The organism is Enterobacter sp. 18A13, from assembly GCF_007035975.1.
GTDB classification, from domain to species: Bacteria; Pseudomonadota; Gammaproteobacteria; order Enterobacterales; family Enterobacteriaceae; genus Enterobacter; species Enterobacter vonholyi.
This window is the reverse complement of sequence record NZ_AP019634.1, coordinates 1,915,786-1,934,763: the sequence shown is the minus strand read 5'-3', so window position 1 is coordinate 1,934,763 and position 18,978 is coordinate 1,915,786. Positions and strand designations below refer to the sequence as shown.

Below are 18,978 nucleotides of genomic sequence, written 5' to 3'. Positions count from 1 at the left end.
CCTGACCAGTATATCACAACGGGCTGGCTAGTTTTTGACCAAAGGCAAAACATCTGAAAACTTTACACAACCGCCGTGGTCAGCCGCGATGAGCAGCACAGGCGATCCTGCTCATCGAGAATATCGATCTGCCACACCTGATGGCGGCTTCCGGCGTGCAGCGCGCGGCATACACCGCGCACGCGCCCGCTGCGCACCGAGCGAATGTGGTTAGCATTCACCTCGAGTCCGACAACCTTCTGCTCCCCTTCGGTACAGAGATACCCCGCCACCGAGCCCAGCGTTTCGGCCAGCACGACGGAGGCCCCGCCGTGCAATAAACCAAACGGTTGGTGGGTGCGACTATCGACCGGCATGGTGGCCTCAATCTCATCGTCGCCAATGCGGATGAACTGGATATCCAGCAGCCCCACCATATTCCCCTCGCCCATGGCGTTCAGCGCCTGCAGCGTGACGGCACGTTTCCAGATCATCCAATTATCTCCAGTAAAGCCTGCAATGGGTGACGCACACCGTTACCTTCTACCCGTTTTACCTGGCTGCGGCAGGAGTAGCCCGTCGCCAGACAGCGGTTTCGCGGCAAACGCTGCATCGCCTGATGCCAGGACAGCTCATAGATGCCGAGCGAGTTGGCGTGGTTTTTCACTTCGTGTCCGTAGGTGCCGGCCATCCCGCAGCAGCCTACGTTGACGCTCTCCAGCTTCGCACCGAAGCGGGCAAAAACGGACGCCCACTGCGCGGGGGCACCCGGCAGCGCGGTGACTTCCGTGCAGTGTCCGAACAGATACCATGGTTCCCCGCTGACATCCTGTACCGCCTTATCTTCCAGCGCCACCGGCAGCCACTCGTGCACCAGCATCACGTTGAAATCACCGCGCTTGTCGCCGAGCGTCTGCCTGTATTCATCGCGATAGCAAAGCACCAGCGCCGGATCGACGCCGACCATCGGTATCCCGAGTTGCGCCACGCGGTTTAAGAAGTCAGCCGTTTTCTGCGCGGTCTTTGCAAAGCGCGTCAGAAAGCCCTTGATGTGCTGCGCCTTGCCGTTGGGTGAGAACGGCAGAACCACCGGCTGATACCCCAGCTTTTCCGACAGGCGGATGAAATCCGCGACCACCTGCGCATCGTAGTAGCTGGTAAACGGATCCTGCACCACCAGCACCACCTTCGCTCTTTGCTCAGGCGTGAGTGCCTCCAGCTGCTCCAGGGTCATGTTCGCCGAACGGTGCCCGACGAGCTGGCGCTGCAGAGACGGCACCGACAGCAGCGGCAGATCGATCATACCGATATGTTTTTCGGAGAGCTTGCGCACCAGCGGCTGGTTGATAAAGAAGTTAAAGGTCTTCGGCGCGCGCGCCATCAGCGGCGCGTAGCTTTCTACCGTTGCCACCAGATGGTCGCGCACCGGGCGGAGGTAGCGGGTGTGATACAGCTGCAGGAAGCGCGAGCGGAATTCCGGCACGTCGATTTTAATCGGGCACTGGGTGGAGCAGGCTTTACAGGCCAGACAGCCGGACATCGCCTCTTTCACCTCATGGGAGAAATCATACTCGCCCTTATTCGCATGCCAGCTGTTGCGGGTGCGCTCAATCAGCGAGCGCAGGCTGGCCCGTTTTTCCGGGAGCTGCTGCTCCAGCCTGAGCGGATCCACCCCGCGATCGGCCAGCAGACGCAGCCATTCCCGCACCAGCGTCGCCCGCCCTTTCGGCGAGTGGATGCGGTTGCTGGTGATTTTCATCGACGGACACATCGGGCTTTTCACATCAAAGTTAAAGCACAGTCCGTTGCCGTTACACTCCATCGCGCCGCGCCAGGAGGAGCGCACCGCAATCGGGATCTGTCTGTCATACGTGCCGCGCTTGACGGCATCCACCTGCAGCATTGGCGCGTCCACGCCTTCAGGAGGGCAGATTTTGCCCGGGTTGAGGCGGTTGTGCGGGTCGAAGGCCGCCTTCACCTTGCGCAGCTCCGCGTAGAGCTGTTCGCCGAAGAATGCCGGGCTGTATTCCGCGCGGAACCCTTTCCCGTGCTCCCCCCAGAGCAGGCCGCCGTATTTGGCGGTTAAGGCCACCACATCGTCGGAGATCTGCTTCATCAGGATCTCCTGCTGCGGGTCGCACATATCCAGCGCCGGACGCACGTGCAGTACCCCGGCGTCGACGTGGCCAAACATGCCGTAGCTCAGGCCGTGGCTGTCCAGCAGGGCGCGGAACTCGACGATATAATCCGCCAGATGCTCAGGCGGCACACAGGTATCTTCGGCAAAAGGAATCGGCTTCGCCGCCCCTTTCGCATTGCCGAGCAGGCCCACGGCTTTTTTACGCATCGCATAGATACGCTCAATCCCCGCCAGATCGTTACAGAGTTGCCAGCCGATCACGCCGCCTTCGCCCTGCGCAATCAGCTCATCCAGCCGCTGGCAGAGCGTGGTGACCTGGCTCTCAATCAGCGCCGCATCGTCGCCGGCGAACTCCACGATATTGAGGCCGAGCATCTCTTTATCCGGCACGTCGGTAATGAGATCGCTGACGGAGTGCCAGACAATATCTTCCCGGGCCAGGTTGAGCACTTTGGAGTCGACCGTCTCCACCGAGAGCGCTTTAGCTTGCACCATAAACGGCGCATTGCGCAGCGCAGAGTCGAAGGAGTCATATTTGACGTTCACCAGACGACGCACCTTCGGCAAGCGGGTGATATCCAGCCGCGCCTCGGTGATAAACGCCAGCGTCCCTTCGGAACCGGTTAGCACGCGGGTTAAATCAAACTGGGTCAGGTCGTCGTTAAAGACGTGACGCAGGTCGTACCCGGTCAGGAAGCGGTTCAGTTTGGGGAACTTATCGAGAATAAGCTGGCGGTTGTCGCGGCAGCGCTCCAGTACGGTACGATAGATGCGTCCGCTGGCGGTGTTATCTTTGCCAAGGGTTTCCGCGAGTTCGACCGGCATCGGCTGCGTATCGAGAATATCGCCGCCCAGAAGAACGGCACGCACGCCCAGCACGTGATCGGAGGTTTTGCCGTAGACCAGCGAGCCCTGACCGGAGGCATCCGTGTTGATCATCCCGCCGAGGGTCGCGCGGTTACTGGTGGAAAGCTCCGGGGCAAAAAAGTAACCGTAAGGCTTGAGGTACTGGTTAAGCTGATCTTTGATAACGCCCGCTTCGACCCGCACCCACCCCTCTTCCGGGTTGATCTCAATGATGCGGTTCATATAGCGCGACATATCAACAATGATGCCCTGATTCAGCGCCTGACCGTTGGTCCCGGTGCCGCCGCCGCGCGGCGTAAAGACCAGAGAGGCAAAGCGCTCCTGCGTTGCCAGCCGGGCAATCAGCGCGACGTCGGCCGTGGAACGAGGGAAAACCACCGCATCGGGAAGAAGTTGGTAAATACTGTTATCGGTCGCCATCGTCAGCCTGTCGGCATAGTTCGTGGCGGTATCACCTGTAAAACCCTGTTGCTCCAGTGCTTGCAAAAAATTAAGCACCAGCTGAACGACGCCAGGTGCCTGAGAAATCTGTGGGATCATGACTGTCGACCCTAATTAGAGTTGTATGAAATCGTTTGCGTGTATCTTAAAAGTTTTATCACATTTTTTTCTTATAATCTCTGCTGAATTACAGGCAAAATCCGCCTGTCAAAAACCGCTGAGATCATTAATGATTAAAGAGACGCGGTTTTCCGTTCCCGCCAGTTGTACTGGCGTTCTTTTAAGGAAAGTTTCATTTATGGTCAATCTTCGCCAGCCCAGGGATGTTGCGCAAATTTTGCTGTCGGTGCTGTTTCTGGCCCTCATGATTATTGCGTGTCTGTGGATTGTTCAACCCTTTATTCTCGGCTTCGCGTGGGCTGCGACCGTTGTCGTTGCCACGTGGCCTTTGCTGCTGCGCTTGCAGAAGCTGCTGTTCGGCCGCCGCGGGTTAGCCGTGCTGGTCATGACGCTCCTGCTGTTCCTGCTGTTTATTATTCCGATTGCTCTGCTGGTCAATAGCCTGGTGGATTCCAGCGGCCCCGTTATTCGCGCCATTAGCAGCGGTGACCTGACGCTGCCGGATCTCGCCTGGCTGAACAGCATTCCGGTGGTGGGCGCCAAGCTCTACAGCGGCTGGCATAGCCTGCTGGAGATGGGCGGCAGCGCGCTAATGGCAAAAGTCCGCCCGTATATTGGCACCACTACCACCTGGTTTGTGGGTCAGGCGGCGCATATCGGCCGCTTTATGATGCACTGTACCCTGATGCTGCTCTTCAGCGCCCTGCTCTACTGGCGCGGCGAGCAGGTGGCATTAGGCGTTCGTCACTTCGCCACCCGCCTGGCGGGCAAACGCGGTGACGCTGCGGTACTGCTGGCTGCGCAGGCCGTGCGCGCGGTTGCGCTGGGCGTGGTGGTGACCGCGCTGGTGCAGGCGGTGCTGGGCGGTATCGGTCTGGCGATTTCCGGCGTACCGTACGCCACCGTGTTCACCGTTGTCATGCTGATGACCTGTCTTGCGCAACTGGGACCGCTGCTGGTGCTGGTCCCTAGTATTATCTGGCTCTACTGGACGGGTGACACCACGTGGGGAACGGTGCTGCTGGTCTGGAGCTGCGTGGTCGGCACCATGGATAACGTCATTCGTCCGATCCTCATCCGCATGGGTGCAGACCTGCCGCTGATCCTGATCCTCTCCGGAGTCATTGGCGGACTGATTGCCTTTGGCATGATCGGCCTGTTTATTGGCCCGGTGCTGCTCGCCGTCACATGGCGTCTGTTCTCCGCCTGGGTGCATGAAATTCCGCCGCCGGGAACCGACCCGGACGTGATCCTGAGCGAACTGGAAGAGCTGGAAGAGAAAAACACGCATTAAGTTTTATGCCGGGTGGCGCTAACGCGCACCCGGCCTACATTCCCCCTCACAATACTTTAACGCTGCTAAAGTATTTGTTCGTTGCTCACTGGTCAGACCCGCTATTCATGCACTCATTCTGCTCTTAACCTCAAGAAATCTTTACGTCTCTTTAACTATTGAGACGAATCCGATCGACGCTCAAAGATGACATGCCTACTATTAGCACACGGTTATAAATCAACACCTTGATTTATAAGCATGGAAATCCCCTGAGTGAAACAACGAATTGCTGTGTGTAGTCTTTGCCCATCTCCCACGATGGGCTTTTTTTTATCCTGACTACGTGCGCTTAATCTCACAGGCACTGAGCATCCGCCACTCCGCTGGCAGCACCCGCGTTTCCCCGGACACATTGACCGTCACCGCCTCGCGGATATCCGCCGACGATGCGCCAACCTGCAGTTCAAACTCGCCCGGCTCAACGATGCGCTTCCCGTCCCGGCGGGTAAAGTTGAACATCTCTACCGGTAGCGTAAAGCTGAGCGTGGCGGATTCGCCCGGCGAGAGCGTGACGCGCTGGAAGGCTTTCAGCTCCTGAAGAGGTCGTACCTGGGTGGCGACCTTATCCCTGACGTAAACCTGCACCACCTCGCTGCCGCTGCGTTCCCCGGTATTGGCAATATCTACGCTCAGCGTCACCTCGCCGTCAACCGGCACGCTGCTTTCGGCGAGGCGGGCTGCGCCCCATCTAAAGGTCGTCCAGCCGAGGCCGAAGCCAAACGGATAACGTGAACCGAAATGGAACGCAAACGGCGTGCCGCCGCTTTTGAGCTTGTGATTGTAGTAATACGGCATGGCACCGGCGCTTTTCGGCACGCTTACTACCAGACGGCCCTGCGGCTCTGCGCGTCCCGTTAGCACGTCCGCAATCGCCCAGCCCCCTTCCTGCCCCGGCGCCCACGCCACCAGCAGCGCCGCGACCTTATCCTCCAGCCCCTGAAGGTTGTACGGGCGCCCGCCGGTCATCACGACGATCACCGGTTTGCCCGTCGCCACCAGCGCTTCCAGCAGCTGTTGCTGCACGCCCGGCAGGTTCAGGGAATCGGTATCGGAACCTTCCCCCACGGTGCCGCTCTGGAACAGCCCGGCAAGATCGCCCACGCAGGCCACCACCACGTCACTCTCCTGCGCCGCGTCCACGGCCTCGGGGATCAGGGCGGTACTCTGCGACACCGGCGACTGCTGCATCGGCTTGCCGCCGCTGTCGCCCGGGAAGACCGGCGCACCCGCCATCCGTTTCTCGATAATGTGACACCCTTTGGCGTAACGGACCTGCGACGCGCCGAGGTAGTGTTTCAGGGCCGCGCGCGGGGTCGTCACCTGCGAGGTCTCTTCAACCATATCGCTGATGATCAGATGCACCGGGAAGCTGTAGCCGCTGAGTAACGCCAGCGGATCGTCTGCCGTCGGCCCCACCACCGCCACGCGGGGCTTACCGCCGAGGGGTAAAATACCGTTATTTTCCAGCAGCGTGAGCGATTTCGTCGCCACCTCCCGCGCGACCTGGCGGGTCATGTCGTTTTGCAGATCGATACCGTTCTCATCCGCGTACGGGTTTTCAAACAGCCCCAGACGGAATTTTTCCGTCAGCACGCGCGCCACGATCTCATCCACTTTCGCCATAGAGATCAGCCCGCGCTCAACGGCGTCTGCCAGATGCCGCGCGCAGTCGTCTTTCGGCAGCTCAACGTCCAGCCCCGCGTTGAACGCCAGCGCGGCGGATTCCGCCGCATCGTGGGAAATCCCGTGATGCTGGTGCAGCAGGCTGATGCCGCCGTAGTCCGCGACAATAATCCCGTCGAATCCCCACTGTTCGCGCAGGACGGTAGTCAGCAGGAAGCTGTCGCTGTGCCCCGGCTGATTGTCGATATCGTGATAGGCGGGCATCACCGACCCGGCATTGGCCAGCTTCACCGCCATTTCAAACGGCAGCAGGAAGGTGTCATTCAGCTCGCTGAACCCCAGGTGTACCGGCGCGTGGTTGCGCGCCCCTTCGCTGAACGAGTGGCCCACGTAGTGCTTGAGCGTCGCCAGCAGGTCGCGATTATCGCCCTGTAAGCCTTTCACGTAGGCGGTCGCCATCACGCCCACCAGCCACGGATCTTCCCCGAAGGTCTCTTCGGTTCGCCCCCAGCGCACGTCGCGGGAAACGTCCAGCACCGGCGCCAGCCCCTGCTGACAGCCGACGGATCGCGCCTCTTTACCGATCTGCTCTGCCGCGCGCTGTACCAGTTCAGGATCCCAGGTCGAACCGTAGTTCAGCGACGACGGGAACAGCGTAGCGTCTTTGCACAGCAGCCCCACCAGACACTCTTCATGGAACAAGGCCGGAATGCCGAGGCGCGTCTCTTCCATCATCATGCGCTGCAGGCGGTTAGCGGCGCGCACCCCGGTTTTCGCATCAACGATATGGGTACCGAGCGGACGGGTGATCTGCCCGACGCCCAGCTTTAACCGTTCGCCTAGCGCTGCCTGCTCGCTCACGCCGGCGAATTCATCGCTGAGATCGCTGCGCTCGCGGTGGTTACCGTTTTCATCGAGGATCAGCCAGTACGCATGCATCTGGGCGAACTTCTCTTCCGGGGTCATACGCGCCAGTAAATCGGCGACGCGCTCGTGCACGGGACGTCCCGCGTCCTTATAGATAGCTGTCATGTTTTACTCCTGTAGTGCGGAAGGGGTTGCCGGGCTGAGCTGCCCCGCTTCGGGTCTGACCTCACGTTTGCTGGCCAGCTCACGGGCGATGGAATCAACCAGCCGGCTGTTGAGCTTGTAGATGGCAAGCAGCGCGACCATGCAGAGGAACAGCGCGCAAGGGATAAGGGTGAACAGCGCGTTGATGGTCGAGAGAACGCCTGGCGCCTGGGTTGCCTGTCCCGGCGCGTAATCCACCATGCCAAGCACCCAGCCGACCACCGCGCCGCCCAGCGCCAGGCCGAATTTGATGGCAAACAGCGCGGTGGAGAAGACCAGCCCGTCCAGGCGGCGGCCGCTGCGATGCTCCTCGTAGTCGACCACATCGGAGAACATGGTCCACTGCAGCGGCGTGGTAAGGTTTTGAATAAAGCTAAAGACGATGTTAAGGCCAAAGATTAGCCACACCTGTGAAGGAGGCAGGAAGAAAATCAGCGCGCCGAAGATAACGAAGGAGATAATCGTCCACTGGTAGGCGCGCACGCGGTCAAATTTCCCCAGCAGTCGTTCAGATAATAATGCGCCGCTTAAGGAGGCCACCATGCCGGAAACAATAAAGGCAAAAACCAGATCCGGGCGCAACAGCACATAGTTCACGTAATACATCGTGGCGGAACCGCGCGTCACCACCGCCGTTAACAGCAAAATATTAAACAGGAACACAATGCGCCACTGGCTGTTTCCGGCCAGCAGTTTTAAATCGGTGAGCATCGAGCCGGAGGTATCATTGCGCGGCGAATAGCGCTCGCGGGTCATTAGGAAACAGCAGAAAAAGAGCACAATGCCCAGCAGCCCCATCAGGCTCATGGCATAGAAATAGCCTTTCTGCACGTTGCCCTGGCCTAACAATGAGACCAGCGGCAGGGCAATAACCGTCACAATCAACCCGCCGATAAACGACAGGCCAAAACGCCACGACTGCAGAGAATGACGCTCGCGCGGGTCCAGCGTCAGCGCGCCGGGCATGGCGCAGTAAGGCACGTTAATCGCGGAGTAAATCAGGCTTAAAATTGCGTAGGTCGCGCAGGCATAGACGATTTTTGCCGTCGGCCCCACGTCCGGTACATAGAAGGTGATGAGGCAGCTTACGCCAAACGGGATGGCGAACCACAGCAGCCAGGGACGGAAACGTCCGTGACGCGTCTGTGTGCGGTCAACCAGCGCGCCAATGCACGGGTCGACAAACGCATCGACCACGCGCACCACTAAAAACATGGTGCCCATAATCGCGGCGGGAAGCCCAAAAACGTCCGTATAAAAATAAGCGAGAAATAACGTTGCCGTTTGCCAGACCAGCGCGCTGGCCATATCACCTAAGCCATAGCCTATTTTATCTTTGGTACGCAATACAGAGGAAAGTGTCATTGTTATTTGCCTTTTTATCAGGTTAAAACGTATTTCAACCAGTTGCGCATCATCTGAAGGGAAATGCGCAGTAAGGCTCAAGTATTAGCAACGCGTTGCGCGCTAACAATTGTCTAAATTAACAGGCAAATTATGATATTTAGTTTTTTACTTTATTTGTGATGGGGAGCAAATAACAAATGAAATAAAAAAGGCGAGGAATAATATCCTCGCCTTTTCGGGTCAGCGTGGCGTTACTTGTTCAGTTCCGCCAGGCTCAGCCAGGTTTGCACCACGGTATCCGGGTTCAGGGACAGGCTATCGATCCCCTCTTCCATCAGCCAGGCGGCAAAGTCTTCATGGTCGGATGGACCCTGACCGCAAATCCCGACGTATTTGCCCTGCTTCTTCGCCGCGCGAATGGACATAGAAAGCAGCGCCTTCACCGCCTCGTTACGCTCATCGAACAGCTCGGAGACCACGCCGGAGTCACGGTCCAGACCCAGCGTCAGCTGCGTCATGTCGTTCGAGCCGATAGAGAAGCCGTCGAAATGTTCCAGGAACTGCTCGGCCAACAGGGCGTTGGACGGGATTTCGCACATCATGATGATCTTCAGCCCGTTCTCGCCGCGCTTCAGACCCTGACGCGCCAGCTCGTCAACAACGGCTTTCGCCTGATCGACGGTACGCACAAACGGGATCATGATTTCGACGTTGGTCAGCCCCATGTCGTTGCGCACGCGCTTCACCGCCTCGCACTCCAGCGCGAAACAGTCGCGGAAGCTGTCGGACACGTAGCGTCCGGCCCCGCGGAAGCCCAGCATCGGGTTCTCTTCTTCCGGCTCGTAACGCTCGCCGCCTACCAGGTTGGCGTATTCGTTAGACTTAAAGTCAGACAGACGCACAATCACGCGTTTCGGATAGAAAGCGGCGCCGAGCGTCGCGATCCCTTCGGTCAGACGGCCGACGTAGAACTCTTTCGGCGAGTCGTAGCCTTTCATCATCTCGCGGATTTCGTTCTGCAGCTTCGGATCCTGGTCGTCAAACTCCAGCAGCGCACGCGGGTGGACGCCGATCATACGGTTGATGATAAATTCCAGGCGCGCCAGACCTACACCTTCGTTCGGCAGGCAGGCGAAGTCGAACGCGCGGTCCGGGTTGCCGACGTTCATCATGATCTTCAGCGGCAGGTCCGGCATAGTGTCCACGCTGGAGCTCTTCACGCTGAAGTCGAGGATATCGGCATACACATAGCCGGTATCGCCTTCGGCACAGGAAACGGTCACGTTCTGGCCGTCCTTCATGCGCTCGGTGGCATCACCGCAGCCGACAACCGCAGGAATACCCAGCTCGCGGGCAATGATCGCCGCGTGACAGGTACGACCGCCGCGGTTGGTAACGATAGCCGCCGCTTTCTTCATGATCGGTTCCCAGTCCGGATCGGTCATGTCGGTCACCAGCACGTCGCCTGGCTCAATACGGTTCATCTCGCTGATGTCGTGGATCACTTTAACCGGACCGGCACCGATGCGGTGACCGATAGCACGGCCTTCCGCCACGATTTTGCCCTGGGCGTGCAGCGTATAACGCTCCATCACCTGACCGCGAGAGCGAACGGTTTCCGGACGCGCCTGCACGATAAACAGCTTGCCGGTGTTACCGTCTTTCGCCCATTCGATGTCCATCGGACGGCCGTAGTGTTTTTCAATCTGCACCGCCTGCTTCGCCAGCTCCTGAACTTCAGCGTCGGTCAGGGAGAAGCGGTCGCGCTGCTCCTGCGGAACGTCTTCAATTTTAACCTGCTTGCCATGCTCCTGCGTCGGGGCATAGATCATGCGGATTTTCTTTGAACCCATGGTGCGGCGCACTACCGCCGGACGGCCAGCGGCCAGCGTAGGCTTATGAACATAGAATTCGTCAGGGTTTACCGCACCCTGCACGACCATCTCACCCAGGCCCCACGCGGAGGTGATAAACACCACCTGGTCGAAGCCGGATTCGGTATCAATGGAGAACATCACGCCGGATGAGCCCACGTCCGAGCGCACCATGCGCTGTACGCCAGCGGAGAGCGCCACGCCGCGATGGTCGTAGCCCTGATGCACGCGATAGGAGATGGCACGGTCGTTGAACAGGGAAGCAAACACGTGCTTCACCGCCACCAGCACCGCATCGTAACCCTGGACGTTCAGGAAGGTTTCCTGCTGCCCGGCAAATGAGGCGTCCGGCATATCTTCTGCGGTCGCAGAGGAACGTACGGCAAAGGAGGCCTGCGCATCGTCAGCGGAGAGCTGGTTGTACGCGTCGTGAATGGCTTTTTCCAGTTCCGGCTGGAAAGGTGTGTCGATGATCCACTGGCGGATCTGCGCCCCGGCTTTGGCAAGCTCGGTGACGTCATCAATATCCGTTTTATCCAGCAGGTCGTAAATGCGCTGGTTAACACCGCTCTGGTCTAAAAACAGGTTAAAGGCATCGGCGGTGGTGGCAAACCCGTTCGGTACGGAGACACCCATACCCGAGAGGTTTGTAATCATTTCACCCAGGGAGGCATTTTTGCCCCCAACTCTGTCTACATCATTCATGCCGAGTTGGTTATACCAAAGCACCAGCGGTGACGAGCCATTGTTGGACATCGAAACAATCCTTTTGTGATATTTGATCGGAGTAAGTAACACCTGACTACGTTTTTATACTGGCATATTTATTTCCGCTAAAAAAACGGTGAATCGTGTAAGCAATTTAAAATTTCAACTTTTCGGATACTTTCCCATCAACGATTAACCCGATGATTCCTCTATATTCAGCCAGAAACCCCAAAAATAAAGTCGCTATTTGAAAAATGAAATCCACTTTTCAGGAAAATCAAAAACAGTGTTTCATTCATAATTAGGATAACTTCTTTGCTGTGTAAATTACTTTTTTAATTTATGCTTTCAGACAATTACGTCTGATATTCAGGGTGGGTAAAATGGATAGTGCTGTCGATCGTCACGTTTTTTATATTTCTGATGGTACGGCGATCACCGCCGAGGTGCTGGGACACGCGGTGATGTCGCAGTTTCCCGTATCGATCAACAGCATTACGCTGCCGTTTGTCGAAAATGAGAGTCGCGCCAAAGCGGTAAAGGACCAGATCGACGCCATTTACCAGCAGACCGGCGTCCGCCCGCTGGTGTTCTACTCCATCGTGATCCCCGAGATTCGCTCCATCATTCTGCAGAGTGAAGGCTTCTGCCAGGATATCGTGCAGGCGCTGGTGGCTCCGCTGCAAAGCGAGCTGAAGCTCGACCCGACGCCTATCGCCCACCGTACCCACGGGCTGAACCCCGGCAACCTGACCAAGTACGACGCGCGTATTGCCGCCATCGATTACACCCTCGCGCACGACGACGGTATCTCGCTGCGCAATCTCGACCAGGCGCAGGTGATCCTGCTTGGCGTGTCGCGCTGCGGCAAAACCCCGACGAGTCTCTACCTGGCGATGCAGTTCGGCATTCGCGCCGCCAACTACCCGTTTATCGCTGACGATATGGATAACCTGGTGCTGCCCGCTGCCCTCAAGCCGCTGCAGCACAAGCTGTTCGGGCTGACCATTAATCCGGAGCGCCTTGCCGCTATCCGCGAAGAGCGCCGCGAGAACAGCCGCTACGCCTCCATGCGCCAGTGCCGGATGGAGGTCTCCGAAGTGGAAGCCCTGTACCGCAAAAATCAGATCCCATGGCTGAACAGCACCAACTATTCGGTGGAAGAAATTGCCACCAAAATTCTCGACATCATGGGGCTAAACCGCCGCATGTACTAATATGCTAGTACATTAACTCAGATTCAGGTATCATCATCGGCAACCACGGGGCGGTGTCGCCCCGAACTTGAAATCAGCAGGGATTGGTTTAAGGTGATGCCCATCACTTCCCGGTAGTCTGCCGATGAAGCAAAAATTTTCTGAGACATTCCATGAATAAAACCGATGAACTCCGCACTGCGCGCATTGACAGCCTGGTCACGCCGGCTGAACTGGCCCAGCGGCATCCTGTTTCCGCTGCCGTTGCGGAACACGTGACGGCCTCCCGCCGCCGCATTGAAAAAATCCTCAATGGTGAAGACAAGCGTCTTCTGGTGGTGATTGGTCCCTGCTCCATCCACGACCTGGATGCCGCGATGGATTATGCAAAACGGCTTCAGGGCCTGCGGGATAAGTATCAGCACCGCCTTGAGATTGTTATGCGCACTTACTTTGAAAAACCGCGGACCGTGGTGGGCTGGAAAGGGCTGATCTCCGATCCTGACCTCAACGGCAGCTATCGCGTGAACCACGGCATCGAGCTGGCGCGTAAGCTGCTTTTGCAGGTCAACGAGCTGGGCGTGCCGACGGCGACCGAGTTTCTCGATATGGTGACCGGGCAGTTTATCGCCGATCTGATCAGCTGGGGCGCAATTGGCGCACGCACCACCGAAAGCCAAATCCACCGCGAGATGGCCTCCGCCCTCTCCTGCCCGGTCGGCTTTAAAAACGGGACCGATGGCAACACCCGTATTGCGGTTGATGCCATCCGCGCTGCCCGTGCCAGCCACATGTTCCTGTCGCCGGACAAGAGCGGTCATATGACCATCTACCAGACCAGCGGTAACCCTTACGGGCACATCATTATGCGCGGCGGGAAGAAACCCAATTACCATGCACAAGATATTGCGGCGGCCTGTGAAACGCTGGCCGAATTCGACCTGCCGGAACATCTGGTAGTGGATTTCAGCCACGGCAACTGCCAGAAGCAGCATCGCCGCCAGCTGGACGTCTGCGATGAGATCTGCCAGCAGATCCGCAGCGGCTCGACCGCCGTTGCCGGGATTATGGCCGAGAGCTTCATCAAGGAAGGCACGCAGAAAATCGTTGCCGGACAGCAGATGGTTTACGGCCAGTCGATCACCGACCCGTGCCTGAGCTGGGAAGACAGCGAGCTGCTGCTGGAAAAGCTGGCTGCAGCAGTAGATACCCGCTTCTGAAACATGCGGGTCAGCCGGGTCACACCGCCTGACCCGGCTGATAAAAATCCTTCAGCGTTTCCAGCAGGGCATGCGCCGCTTTAGAGAGCTGCGTGTGCCCGGGATGGATCGCCCCGATGCACTTTTCAATCGACGGGTTATCCAGCGGAATACAGACCGCGCCCAGCGCCGTCATCTGGGCCTCGCAGAGCGCCGGGACGGCGCTGCCGCCCAGCCCGCTCGCGACCATTCGCCCGACCGTAACCAGCTGATGGCTCTCCAGCGCGACGTCCAGCTTTCTGCCGCTTCGCGCCAGCTCCTCCTCCATCATCAGACGTACCGCTGAGGGGCGCTGCAGGGTGATGAAATCCAGCGTCAGCAGCGCTTCCCATGTCAGGCGCTTTTTGCCTGCCAGCGGGGAATCTTTCGGCACAATGGCAACAAAGCGGTCGAGACCCAGCGGGGTAAACAGCAGGTTGTGCGTGGGCGCGGGCTCAAAGGCGATGCCCATCTCCACGCGCCCTTCCCGCACCATCTCTATCACCTGCTCGTTGATAACGTCATGCACGGTGACGTTAATCCCGGCATGACGATCGCGAAACGCTTTTAGCACCTCGGGCAGGACATTCGCGGCAAACGACGGCATGGCCGCAACCGAAATTTTACCGCGCTGAAGGGTAAAGCACTGGTGCATCGCCTCTTCGACGTTATCCCAGTCGGCAAGCAGCTGGCGCGCCATCGGCAAAAACGTCTCGCCCTCCTGCGTCAGCGCGACCTTGCGCGTGCTCCGCTGCAGCAGCGGTCCGCCGAGCGCGTCCTCCAGCGCTTTAATCGTCAGGCTCAGGGCCGGCTGGGAAAGATTCAGCCGTTCGCTGGCGTGCGCGAAATTGAGAGTGTGAGCTACCGCTAAAAACGCGCGTAACTGTTTGACACTCATTCTCATTTTTCACCTTGTTAACTAATTGAAAAAATTTAGTTAACAGGAAATTAATAAAAAAACCAAATGAGTGGGTCACAAATTCAAAATTAACAAATGAGTCGCCGCCCCTAATGATACCGCCACGGTTAAGAGGAGGAATGACGATGGCGGGACTGGATAAGCGCGTCGACAGCTATGCGCAGGCGCTGGATGGGCTGACGGACGGAATGACTTTGCTGGCGGGCGGCTTCGGCCTGTGCGGTATTCCGGAGAACCTGATAGCAGAGGTCAGACGCCGTCAGGTGAAAGATCTGACGGTGGTATCAAACAACTGCGGCGTGGACGGCTTCGGTCTTGGGCTTCTGCTTGAGACGCGGCAGGTGCGTAAGGTGGTGGCTTCTTACGTCGGCGAAAACGCGCTGTTCGAGCAGCAGGTGCTGAGCGGCAAACTGGAGATTGAACTCACGCCTCAGGGCACGCTGGCGGAAAAGGTGCGCGCGGGCGGTGCGGGTATCCCGGCATTTTACACGGCCACCGGCTACGGCACGCCCGTGGCTACCGGCAAAGACGTGCGCCAGTTTGCCGGTAAGCACTACATCCTCGAAGAGGCCATTACCGGTGATTTCGCGCTGATCAAGGGCTGGAAAGCGGACTGGTACGGCAACGTCGTCTACCGGCATACTGCGCAAAATTTTAATCCGCTGATGGCAACGGCGGGCCGGATAACGGTCGTCGAGGTGGAAGAGATTGTTCCCCCGGGCGAGCTGCCCCCGTCGGCCATTCATACCCCGGGCATTTACGTCGACAGGCTGATTGTCGGCCAGTTTGAAAAACGTATTGAACAGCGCACCCTGCGCGCGGAAGGAGTGTGACGATGTTAACCCGTGAACAGATGGCCATGCGCGTCGCCCGCGAGCTGCGGGACGGATATTACGTCAACCTGGGGATCGGTATTCCTACCCTGGTGGCGAACTACATTCCGGAAGGAATGGACGTGATGCTTCAGTCGGAAAACGGACTGCTGGGGATGGGCGCGTTTCCTGACGAACAGAGCCTTGATGCGGACATGATCAACGCCGGTAAACAGACCGTGACCGCACGGACAGGCGCGGCCATTTTCGACTCGGCCCAGTCGTTTGCCATGATCCGTGGCGGCCATGTTGACCTGACGGTGCTGGGCGCGTTTGAGGTGGATGTCGAAGGCAATATCGCCTCGTGGATGATCCCCGGAAAGATGGTGAAGGGTATGGGCGGCGCGATGGATCTCGTCGCCGGAGCGCAGAACATCATTGTGGTGATGACCCACGCGTCGAAAAGCGGCGAGTCAAAGCTGCTGTCGCGCTGCACGCTGCCGCTCACGGGGGCGGGCTGTATCCGCCGGGTCTTAACCGACCTCGCGTTGCTGGAGATAGAGGACGGCGCGTTCATCCTGCGGGAATACGCCCCCGGCGTCAGTATCGACGAAATAGCGGCTAAGACGGCCGGAAAAATGATTGTGGCGGACGACGTTCGCGAGATGCGCTTTAGCTGAGGACTCACCATGAAAGAGGTCATGATTGTCGGGGCCACGCGAACCCCCATTGGCAGTTTTCGCGGATCGCTCGCGCCCCTCTCTGCGGCCGAGCTGGGAGCCGTCGCGGTTCATCGTCTGCTTGAAAGCAGCGGTCTTCCAGCAGAGACGATAGACGAGGTGATTTTCGGCCAGGTGCTGACGGCGGGATGCGGGCAAAACCCTGCGCGTCAGACGGCCATCGCCGCCGGGTTACCCGTCAGCACGCCGGCGACTACGGTCAACCTGGTGTGCGGCGCGGGCTTGAAAGCGGTGCAGCTCGCCGCGCAGGCGATCCGATGCGGCGACGCGGACGCGATTATCGCAGGCGGTCAGGAGAGCATGAGCAACGCCCCCTATCTACTGGACGGCGCGCGTTCAGGGCTGCGTTTTGGCCATACGGGCCTGCAGGACAGCATGATTACGGACGGCCTGTGGGATGCGTTCAACGATTACCACATGGGGATCACCGCTGAAAACGTCGCCCGGCAGTTTGGCGTTTCCCGCGAAGAGCAGGACGCCTTCGCTGCCCGGTCGCAGCAGAAAGCGGCTTCCGCCGCCGAAGCGGGTCGTTTTGACCCGGAGATTGCGCCGGTGACGGTGAAACAGGGTAAAAAGCCTCCGCTTATTGTCAGCCGTGACGAGCAGCCCCGGCCAGGCACCACCGCCGAGCAGCTTGCGCAGCTGCGCCCCGCCTTTTTGCAGGAGGAAGGCACGGTCACGGCCGGAAATGCCTCCACGCTCAACGACGGTGCCGCTGCGGTGCTGCTGATGAGCGGCGAAAACGCACGGGCGAGCGGACTGCCGATCCTGGGCCGCATCGTGAGTTACGCCGTGACGGGCGTTGATCCGTCGGTGATGGGCATCGGTCCGGTTTGCGCCTGCCAGATCGCGCTGGCACGAGCGGGCTGGACGCTCGATGACGTGGACCTCATTGAAGCCAATGAAGCCTTTGCCGCGCAGGCGCTGGCGGTGGGCAAGCAGCTCGGCTGGGATGAGCGAAAGGTGAACGTTAACGGTGGCGCTATCGCCCTGGGTCATCCGATTGGCGCCTCCGGCTGCCGCATCCTCGTGACGCTGCTGCACGAAATGCAGCGCCGTGATGTTAAAAAAGGACTCGTCACCCTGTGCGTAGGCGGCGGGCAAGGCATCGCCCTCACCGTTGAACGTTAAGCATCTCGTTGGTACCCGAATAATAATTAAAGTGAGGAGTCGTAATGAGCGTGTTAATTGCCCTGGCGGCGCTGGGGCTGCTGATGCTGGCGGCCTATCGCGGATATAGCGTGATTTTGTTTGCGCCGATTGCGGCGCTCGGTGCCGTACTGCTGACCGACCCGGGCGCCGTCGGCCCGACCTTTACCGGCCTGTTCATGGAAAAGATGGTGGGCTTCGTCAAGCTCTACTTCCCGGTGTTCCTGCTGGGGGCGGTGTTTGGCAAACTGATTGAGCTTTCCGGCTTCTCGCGCTCCATCGTCGCCGCCGCGATTCAGATCCTGGGCCGTCGCCACGCCATCCCGGTGATTGTTCTGGTGTGCGCGCTGTTAACCTACGGCGGCGTGTCGCTGTTCGTGGTGGCATTTGCGGTTTATCCGTTTGCCGCCGAACTGTTCCGCCAGAGCGGCATCCCTAAACGGCTGATCCCGGCCACCGTGGCGCTCGGGGCCTTCTCGTTTACCATGGATGCCCTGCCCGGTACGCCGCAGATCCAGAACATCATCCCCACAAGCTTCTTTGGTACCAACGCCTGGGCCGCACCGTGGCTGGGGCTTATCGGCTCTCTGTTTATTATCGTCTTTGGCCTGCTCTGGCTGGAGCGCCAGCGTCGTAAGGCGTTCAATAACAATGAAGGTTACGGCACGGATCTGAAAAATGAACCGGAAACGCCGGACAACATTAACCTTCCGCATCCGCTGATTGCCATCGCCCCGCTGCTGGTGGTGGGCATACTGAACCTGCTGTTTACCCGCTGGATCCCCGTCTGGTACGGCACGACCCACGAGCTGACCCTGCCCGGTCTGGCGAAACCGATTGTGACCGAGGTGGGCAAGATCACCGCCATCTGGGCCGTGGAAGTGGCGCTGATCGCCGGTATTTTGCTGGTGCTGATTTTTGGCTTTCGCAATATCCAGGGGCGCCTGGCGGAAGGCAGCCGGACGGCGGTGAGCGGCGCCATTCTTGCGGCGATGAATACCGCCTCGGAGTACGGTTTCGGCGCGGTTATCGCCGCCCTGCCCGGTTTTCTGGTGTTATCCCACGCGCTGGCGGCTATTCCGAATCCGCTGCTGAATGAAGCCATCAGCGTGACCGTTCTCGCTGGGATCACCGGCTCGGCGTCCGGCGGGATGAGTATTGCACTCGCCGCTATGTCCGACACGTTTATTGCCGCCGCCCATGCCGCCAATATCCCGCTAGAGGTGTTGCACCGCGTGGCGTCAATGGCGAGCGGGGGGATGGATACCCTTCCCCATAACGGCGCGGTGATTACCCTGCTGGCGATTACAGGCCTGAGCCATCGCCAGGCCTACGGCGGCATTTTCGCTATCACTATCATTAAAAGTCTGGCAGTGCTTTTTGTCATTGCCGTGTTTTATCTGACCGGCATTGTGTAA

General features: G+C 58.8%; 13 protein-coding genes and 1 other RNA gene. 8 read left to right on the top strand and 6 right to left on the bottom strand.

Annotated elements, in window-relative coordinates:
- Window positions 1–62 precede the first annotated feature (62 nt).
- Together menI and ydiJ are read right to left on the bottom strand one after the other, a co-directional pair.
- A complete protein-coding gene (menI, locus tag FOY93_RS09520; RefSeq protein WP_023311321.1) occupies window positions 63–473 on the bottom strand; it encodes a 1,4-dihydroxy-2-naphthoyl-CoA hydrolase in 411 nt (136 codons plus the stop codon).
- Window positions 470–3,526 (bottom strand): D-2-hydroxyglutarate dehydrogenase YdiJ, encoded by a 3,057-nt coding sequence (ydiJ, locus tag FOY93_RS09515; protein WP_143345003.1) that lies wholly within the window; start codon window positions 3,524–3,526, stop codon window positions 470–472. Before ydiJ ends, menI begins: the two co-directional genes overlap by 4 nt.
- 199 nt (window positions 3,527–3,725) lie before the next feature.
- Here ydiJ and ydiK point away from each other — a divergent pair, with 199 nt between their 5' ends.
- Both ydiK and rprA read left to right on the top strand, forming a co-directional pair.
- Window positions 3,726–4,841, top strand: a complete 1,116-nt coding sequence (gene ydiK, locus FOY93_RS09510) for an AI-2E family transporter YdiK (RefSeq protein ID WP_045910283.1) — start codon at window positions 3,726–3,728, stop codon at window positions 4,839–4,841.
- A 208-nt stretch (window positions 4,842–5,049) separates the two neighbouring features.
- Window positions 5,050–5,157: antisense sRNA RprA (gene rprA / locus FOY93_RS09505), an RNA gene on the top strand.
- Window positions 5,158–5,162: 5 nt separating this feature from the next.
- Here the strand turns inward: rprA and FOY93_RS09500 are convergent.
- The 3 genes from FOY93_RS09500 to ppsA all read right to left on the bottom strand — a co-directional run bounded on the left by FOY93_RS09500 (window position 5,163) and on the right by ppsA (window position 11,554).
- Window positions 5,163–7,538 carry a glycoside hydrolase family 3 N-terminal domain-containing protein gene (locus FOY93_RS09500; RefSeq protein ID WP_143345002.1) on the bottom strand — a complete coding sequence of 792 codons (2,376 nt, stop codon included), beginning with the start codon at window positions 7,536–7,538 and terminating at the stop codon, window positions 5,163–5,165.
- Between the two features lie 3 nt (window positions 7,539–7,541).
- The gene (locus FOY93_RS09495; RefSeq protein WP_143345001.1) at window positions 7,542–8,942 is read right to left on the bottom strand and encodes an MFS transporter; all 1,401 of its coding nucleotides are present in this window, start codon (window positions 8,940–8,942) and stop codon (window positions 7,542–7,544) included.
- 233 nt (window positions 8,943–9,175) lie between these two features.
- On the bottom strand, window positions 9,176–11,554 hold the full coding sequence (gene ppsA, locus FOY93_RS09490) for a phosphoenolpyruvate synthase (protein WP_023311316.1): 2,379 nt from the start codon (window positions 11,552–11,554) through the stop codon (window positions 9,176–9,178).
- Between the two features lie 335 nt (window positions 11,555–11,889).
- Between ppsA and ppsR the strand changes: the two genes are divergently transcribed.
- Both ppsR and aroH read left to right on the top strand, forming a co-directional pair.
- On the top strand, window positions 11,890–12,723 hold the full coding sequence (gene ppsR / locus FOY93_RS09485) for a posphoenolpyruvate synthetase regulatory kinase/phosphorylase PpsR (protein WP_023311315.1): 834 nt from the start codon (window positions 11,890–11,892) through the stop codon (window positions 12,721–12,723).
- Between the two features lie 152 nt (window positions 12,724–12,875).
- The gene (aroH, locus tag FOY93_RS09480) at window positions 12,876–13,922 is read left to right on the top strand and encodes a 3-deoxy-7-phosphoheptulonate synthase AroH (protein WP_008500645.1); all 1,047 of its coding nucleotides are present in this window, start codon (window positions 12,876–12,878) and stop codon (window positions 13,920–13,922) included.
- Window positions 13,923–13,941: 19 nt separating this feature from the next.
- Here the strand turns inward: aroH and FOY93_RS09475 are convergent, their stop codons facing one another.
- A complete protein-coding gene (locus FOY93_RS09475) occupies window positions 13,942–14,844 on the bottom strand; it encodes a LysR family transcriptional regulator (RefSeq protein ID WP_168708000.1) in 903 nt (300 codons plus the stop codon).
- 140 nt (window positions 14,845–14,984) lie between these two features.
- Between FOY93_RS09475 and FOY93_RS09470 the strand changes: the two genes are divergently transcribed.
- Genes FOY93_RS09470 through FOY93_RS09455 form a run of 4 tightly spaced genes read left to right on the top strand, consistent with a single transcriptional unit; the run spans window position 14,985 to window position 18,978 of the window.
- Complete coding sequence (locus tag FOY93_RS09470) at window positions 14,985–15,692, top strand: CoA transferase subunit A (RefSeq protein WP_133294219.1); 708 nt, start codon at window positions 14,985–14,987, stop codon at window positions 15,690–15,692.
- Between the two features lie 2 nt (window positions 15,693–15,694).
- Window positions 15,695–16,351, top strand: a complete 657-nt coding sequence (locus FOY93_RS09465; protein WP_115874834.1) for a CoA transferase subunit B — start codon at window positions 15,695–15,697, stop codon at window positions 16,349–16,351.
- A 9-nt stretch (window positions 16,352–16,360) separates the two neighbouring features.
- Window positions 16,361–17,542, top strand: coding sequence for an acetyl-CoA C-acetyltransferase (locus FOY93_RS09460; protein WP_136194719.1), 1,182 nt, complete (start codon window positions 16,361–16,363; stop codon window positions 17,540–17,542).
- Window positions 17,543–17,586: 44 nt separating this feature from the next.
- On the top strand, window positions 17,587–18,978 hold the full coding sequence (locus FOY93_RS09455) for a GntP family permease (protein ID WP_136194718.1): 1,392 nt from the start codon (window positions 17,587–17,589) through the stop codon (window positions 18,976–18,978).

What these genes read in the sequence shown, in the direction of transcription:
- FOY93_RS09470 (WP_133294219.1), top strand. Translation starts at nt 14,985, where the DNA reads ATGGCGGGACTGGATAAGCGCGTCGACAGCTATGCGCAGGCGCTGGAT.
- ydiK (WP_045910283.1), top strand. Translation starts at nt 3,726, where the DNA reads ATGGTCAATCTTCGCCAGCCCAGGGATGTTGCGCAAATTTTGCTGTCG.
- FOY93_RS09460 (WP_136194719.1), top strand. Translation starts at nt 16,361, where the DNA reads ATGAAAGAGGTCATGATTGTCGGGGCCACGCGAACCCCCATTGGCAGT.
- ydiJ (WP_143345003.1), bottom strand. Translation starts at nt 3,526, where the DNA reads ATGATCCCACAGATTTCTCAGGCACCTGGCGTCGTTCAGCTGGTGCTT.
- FOY93_RS09475 (WP_168708000.1), bottom strand. Translation starts at nt 14,844, where the DNA reads ATGAGAATGAGTGTCAAACAGTTACGCGCGTTTTTAGCGGTAGCTCAC.
- ppsR (WP_023311315.1), top strand. Translation starts at nt 11,890, where the DNA reads ATGGATAGTGCTGTCGATCGTCACGTTTTTTATATTTCTGATGGTACG.
- aroH (WP_008500645.1), top strand. Translation starts at nt 12,876, where the DNA reads ATGAATAAAACCGATGAACTCCGCACTGCGCGCATTGACAGCCTGGTC.
- ppsA (WP_023311316.1), bottom strand. Translation starts at nt 11,554, where the DNA reads ATGTCCAACAATGGCTCGTCACCGCTGGTGCTTTGGTATAACCAACTC.
- menI (WP_023311321.1), bottom strand. Translation starts at nt 473, where the DNA reads ATGATCTGGAAACGTGCCGTCACGCTGCAGGCGCTGAACGCCATGGGC.
- FOY93_RS09495 (WP_143345001.1), bottom strand. Translation starts at nt 8,942, where the DNA reads ATGACACTTTCCTCTGTATTGCGTACCAAAGATAAAATAGGCTATGGC.
- FOY93_RS09465 (WP_115874834.1), top strand. Translation starts at nt 15,695, where the DNA reads ATGTTAACCCGTGAACAGATGGCCATGCGCGTCGCCCGCGAGCTGCGG.
- FOY93_RS09500 (WP_143345002.1), bottom strand. Translation starts at nt 7,538, where the DNA reads ATGACAGCTATCTATAAGGACGCGGGACGTCCCGTGCACGAGCGCGTC.
- FOY93_RS09455 (WP_136194718.1), top strand. Translation starts at nt 17,587, where the DNA reads ATGAGCGTGTTAATTGCCCTGGCGGCGCTGGGGCTGCTGATGCTGGCG.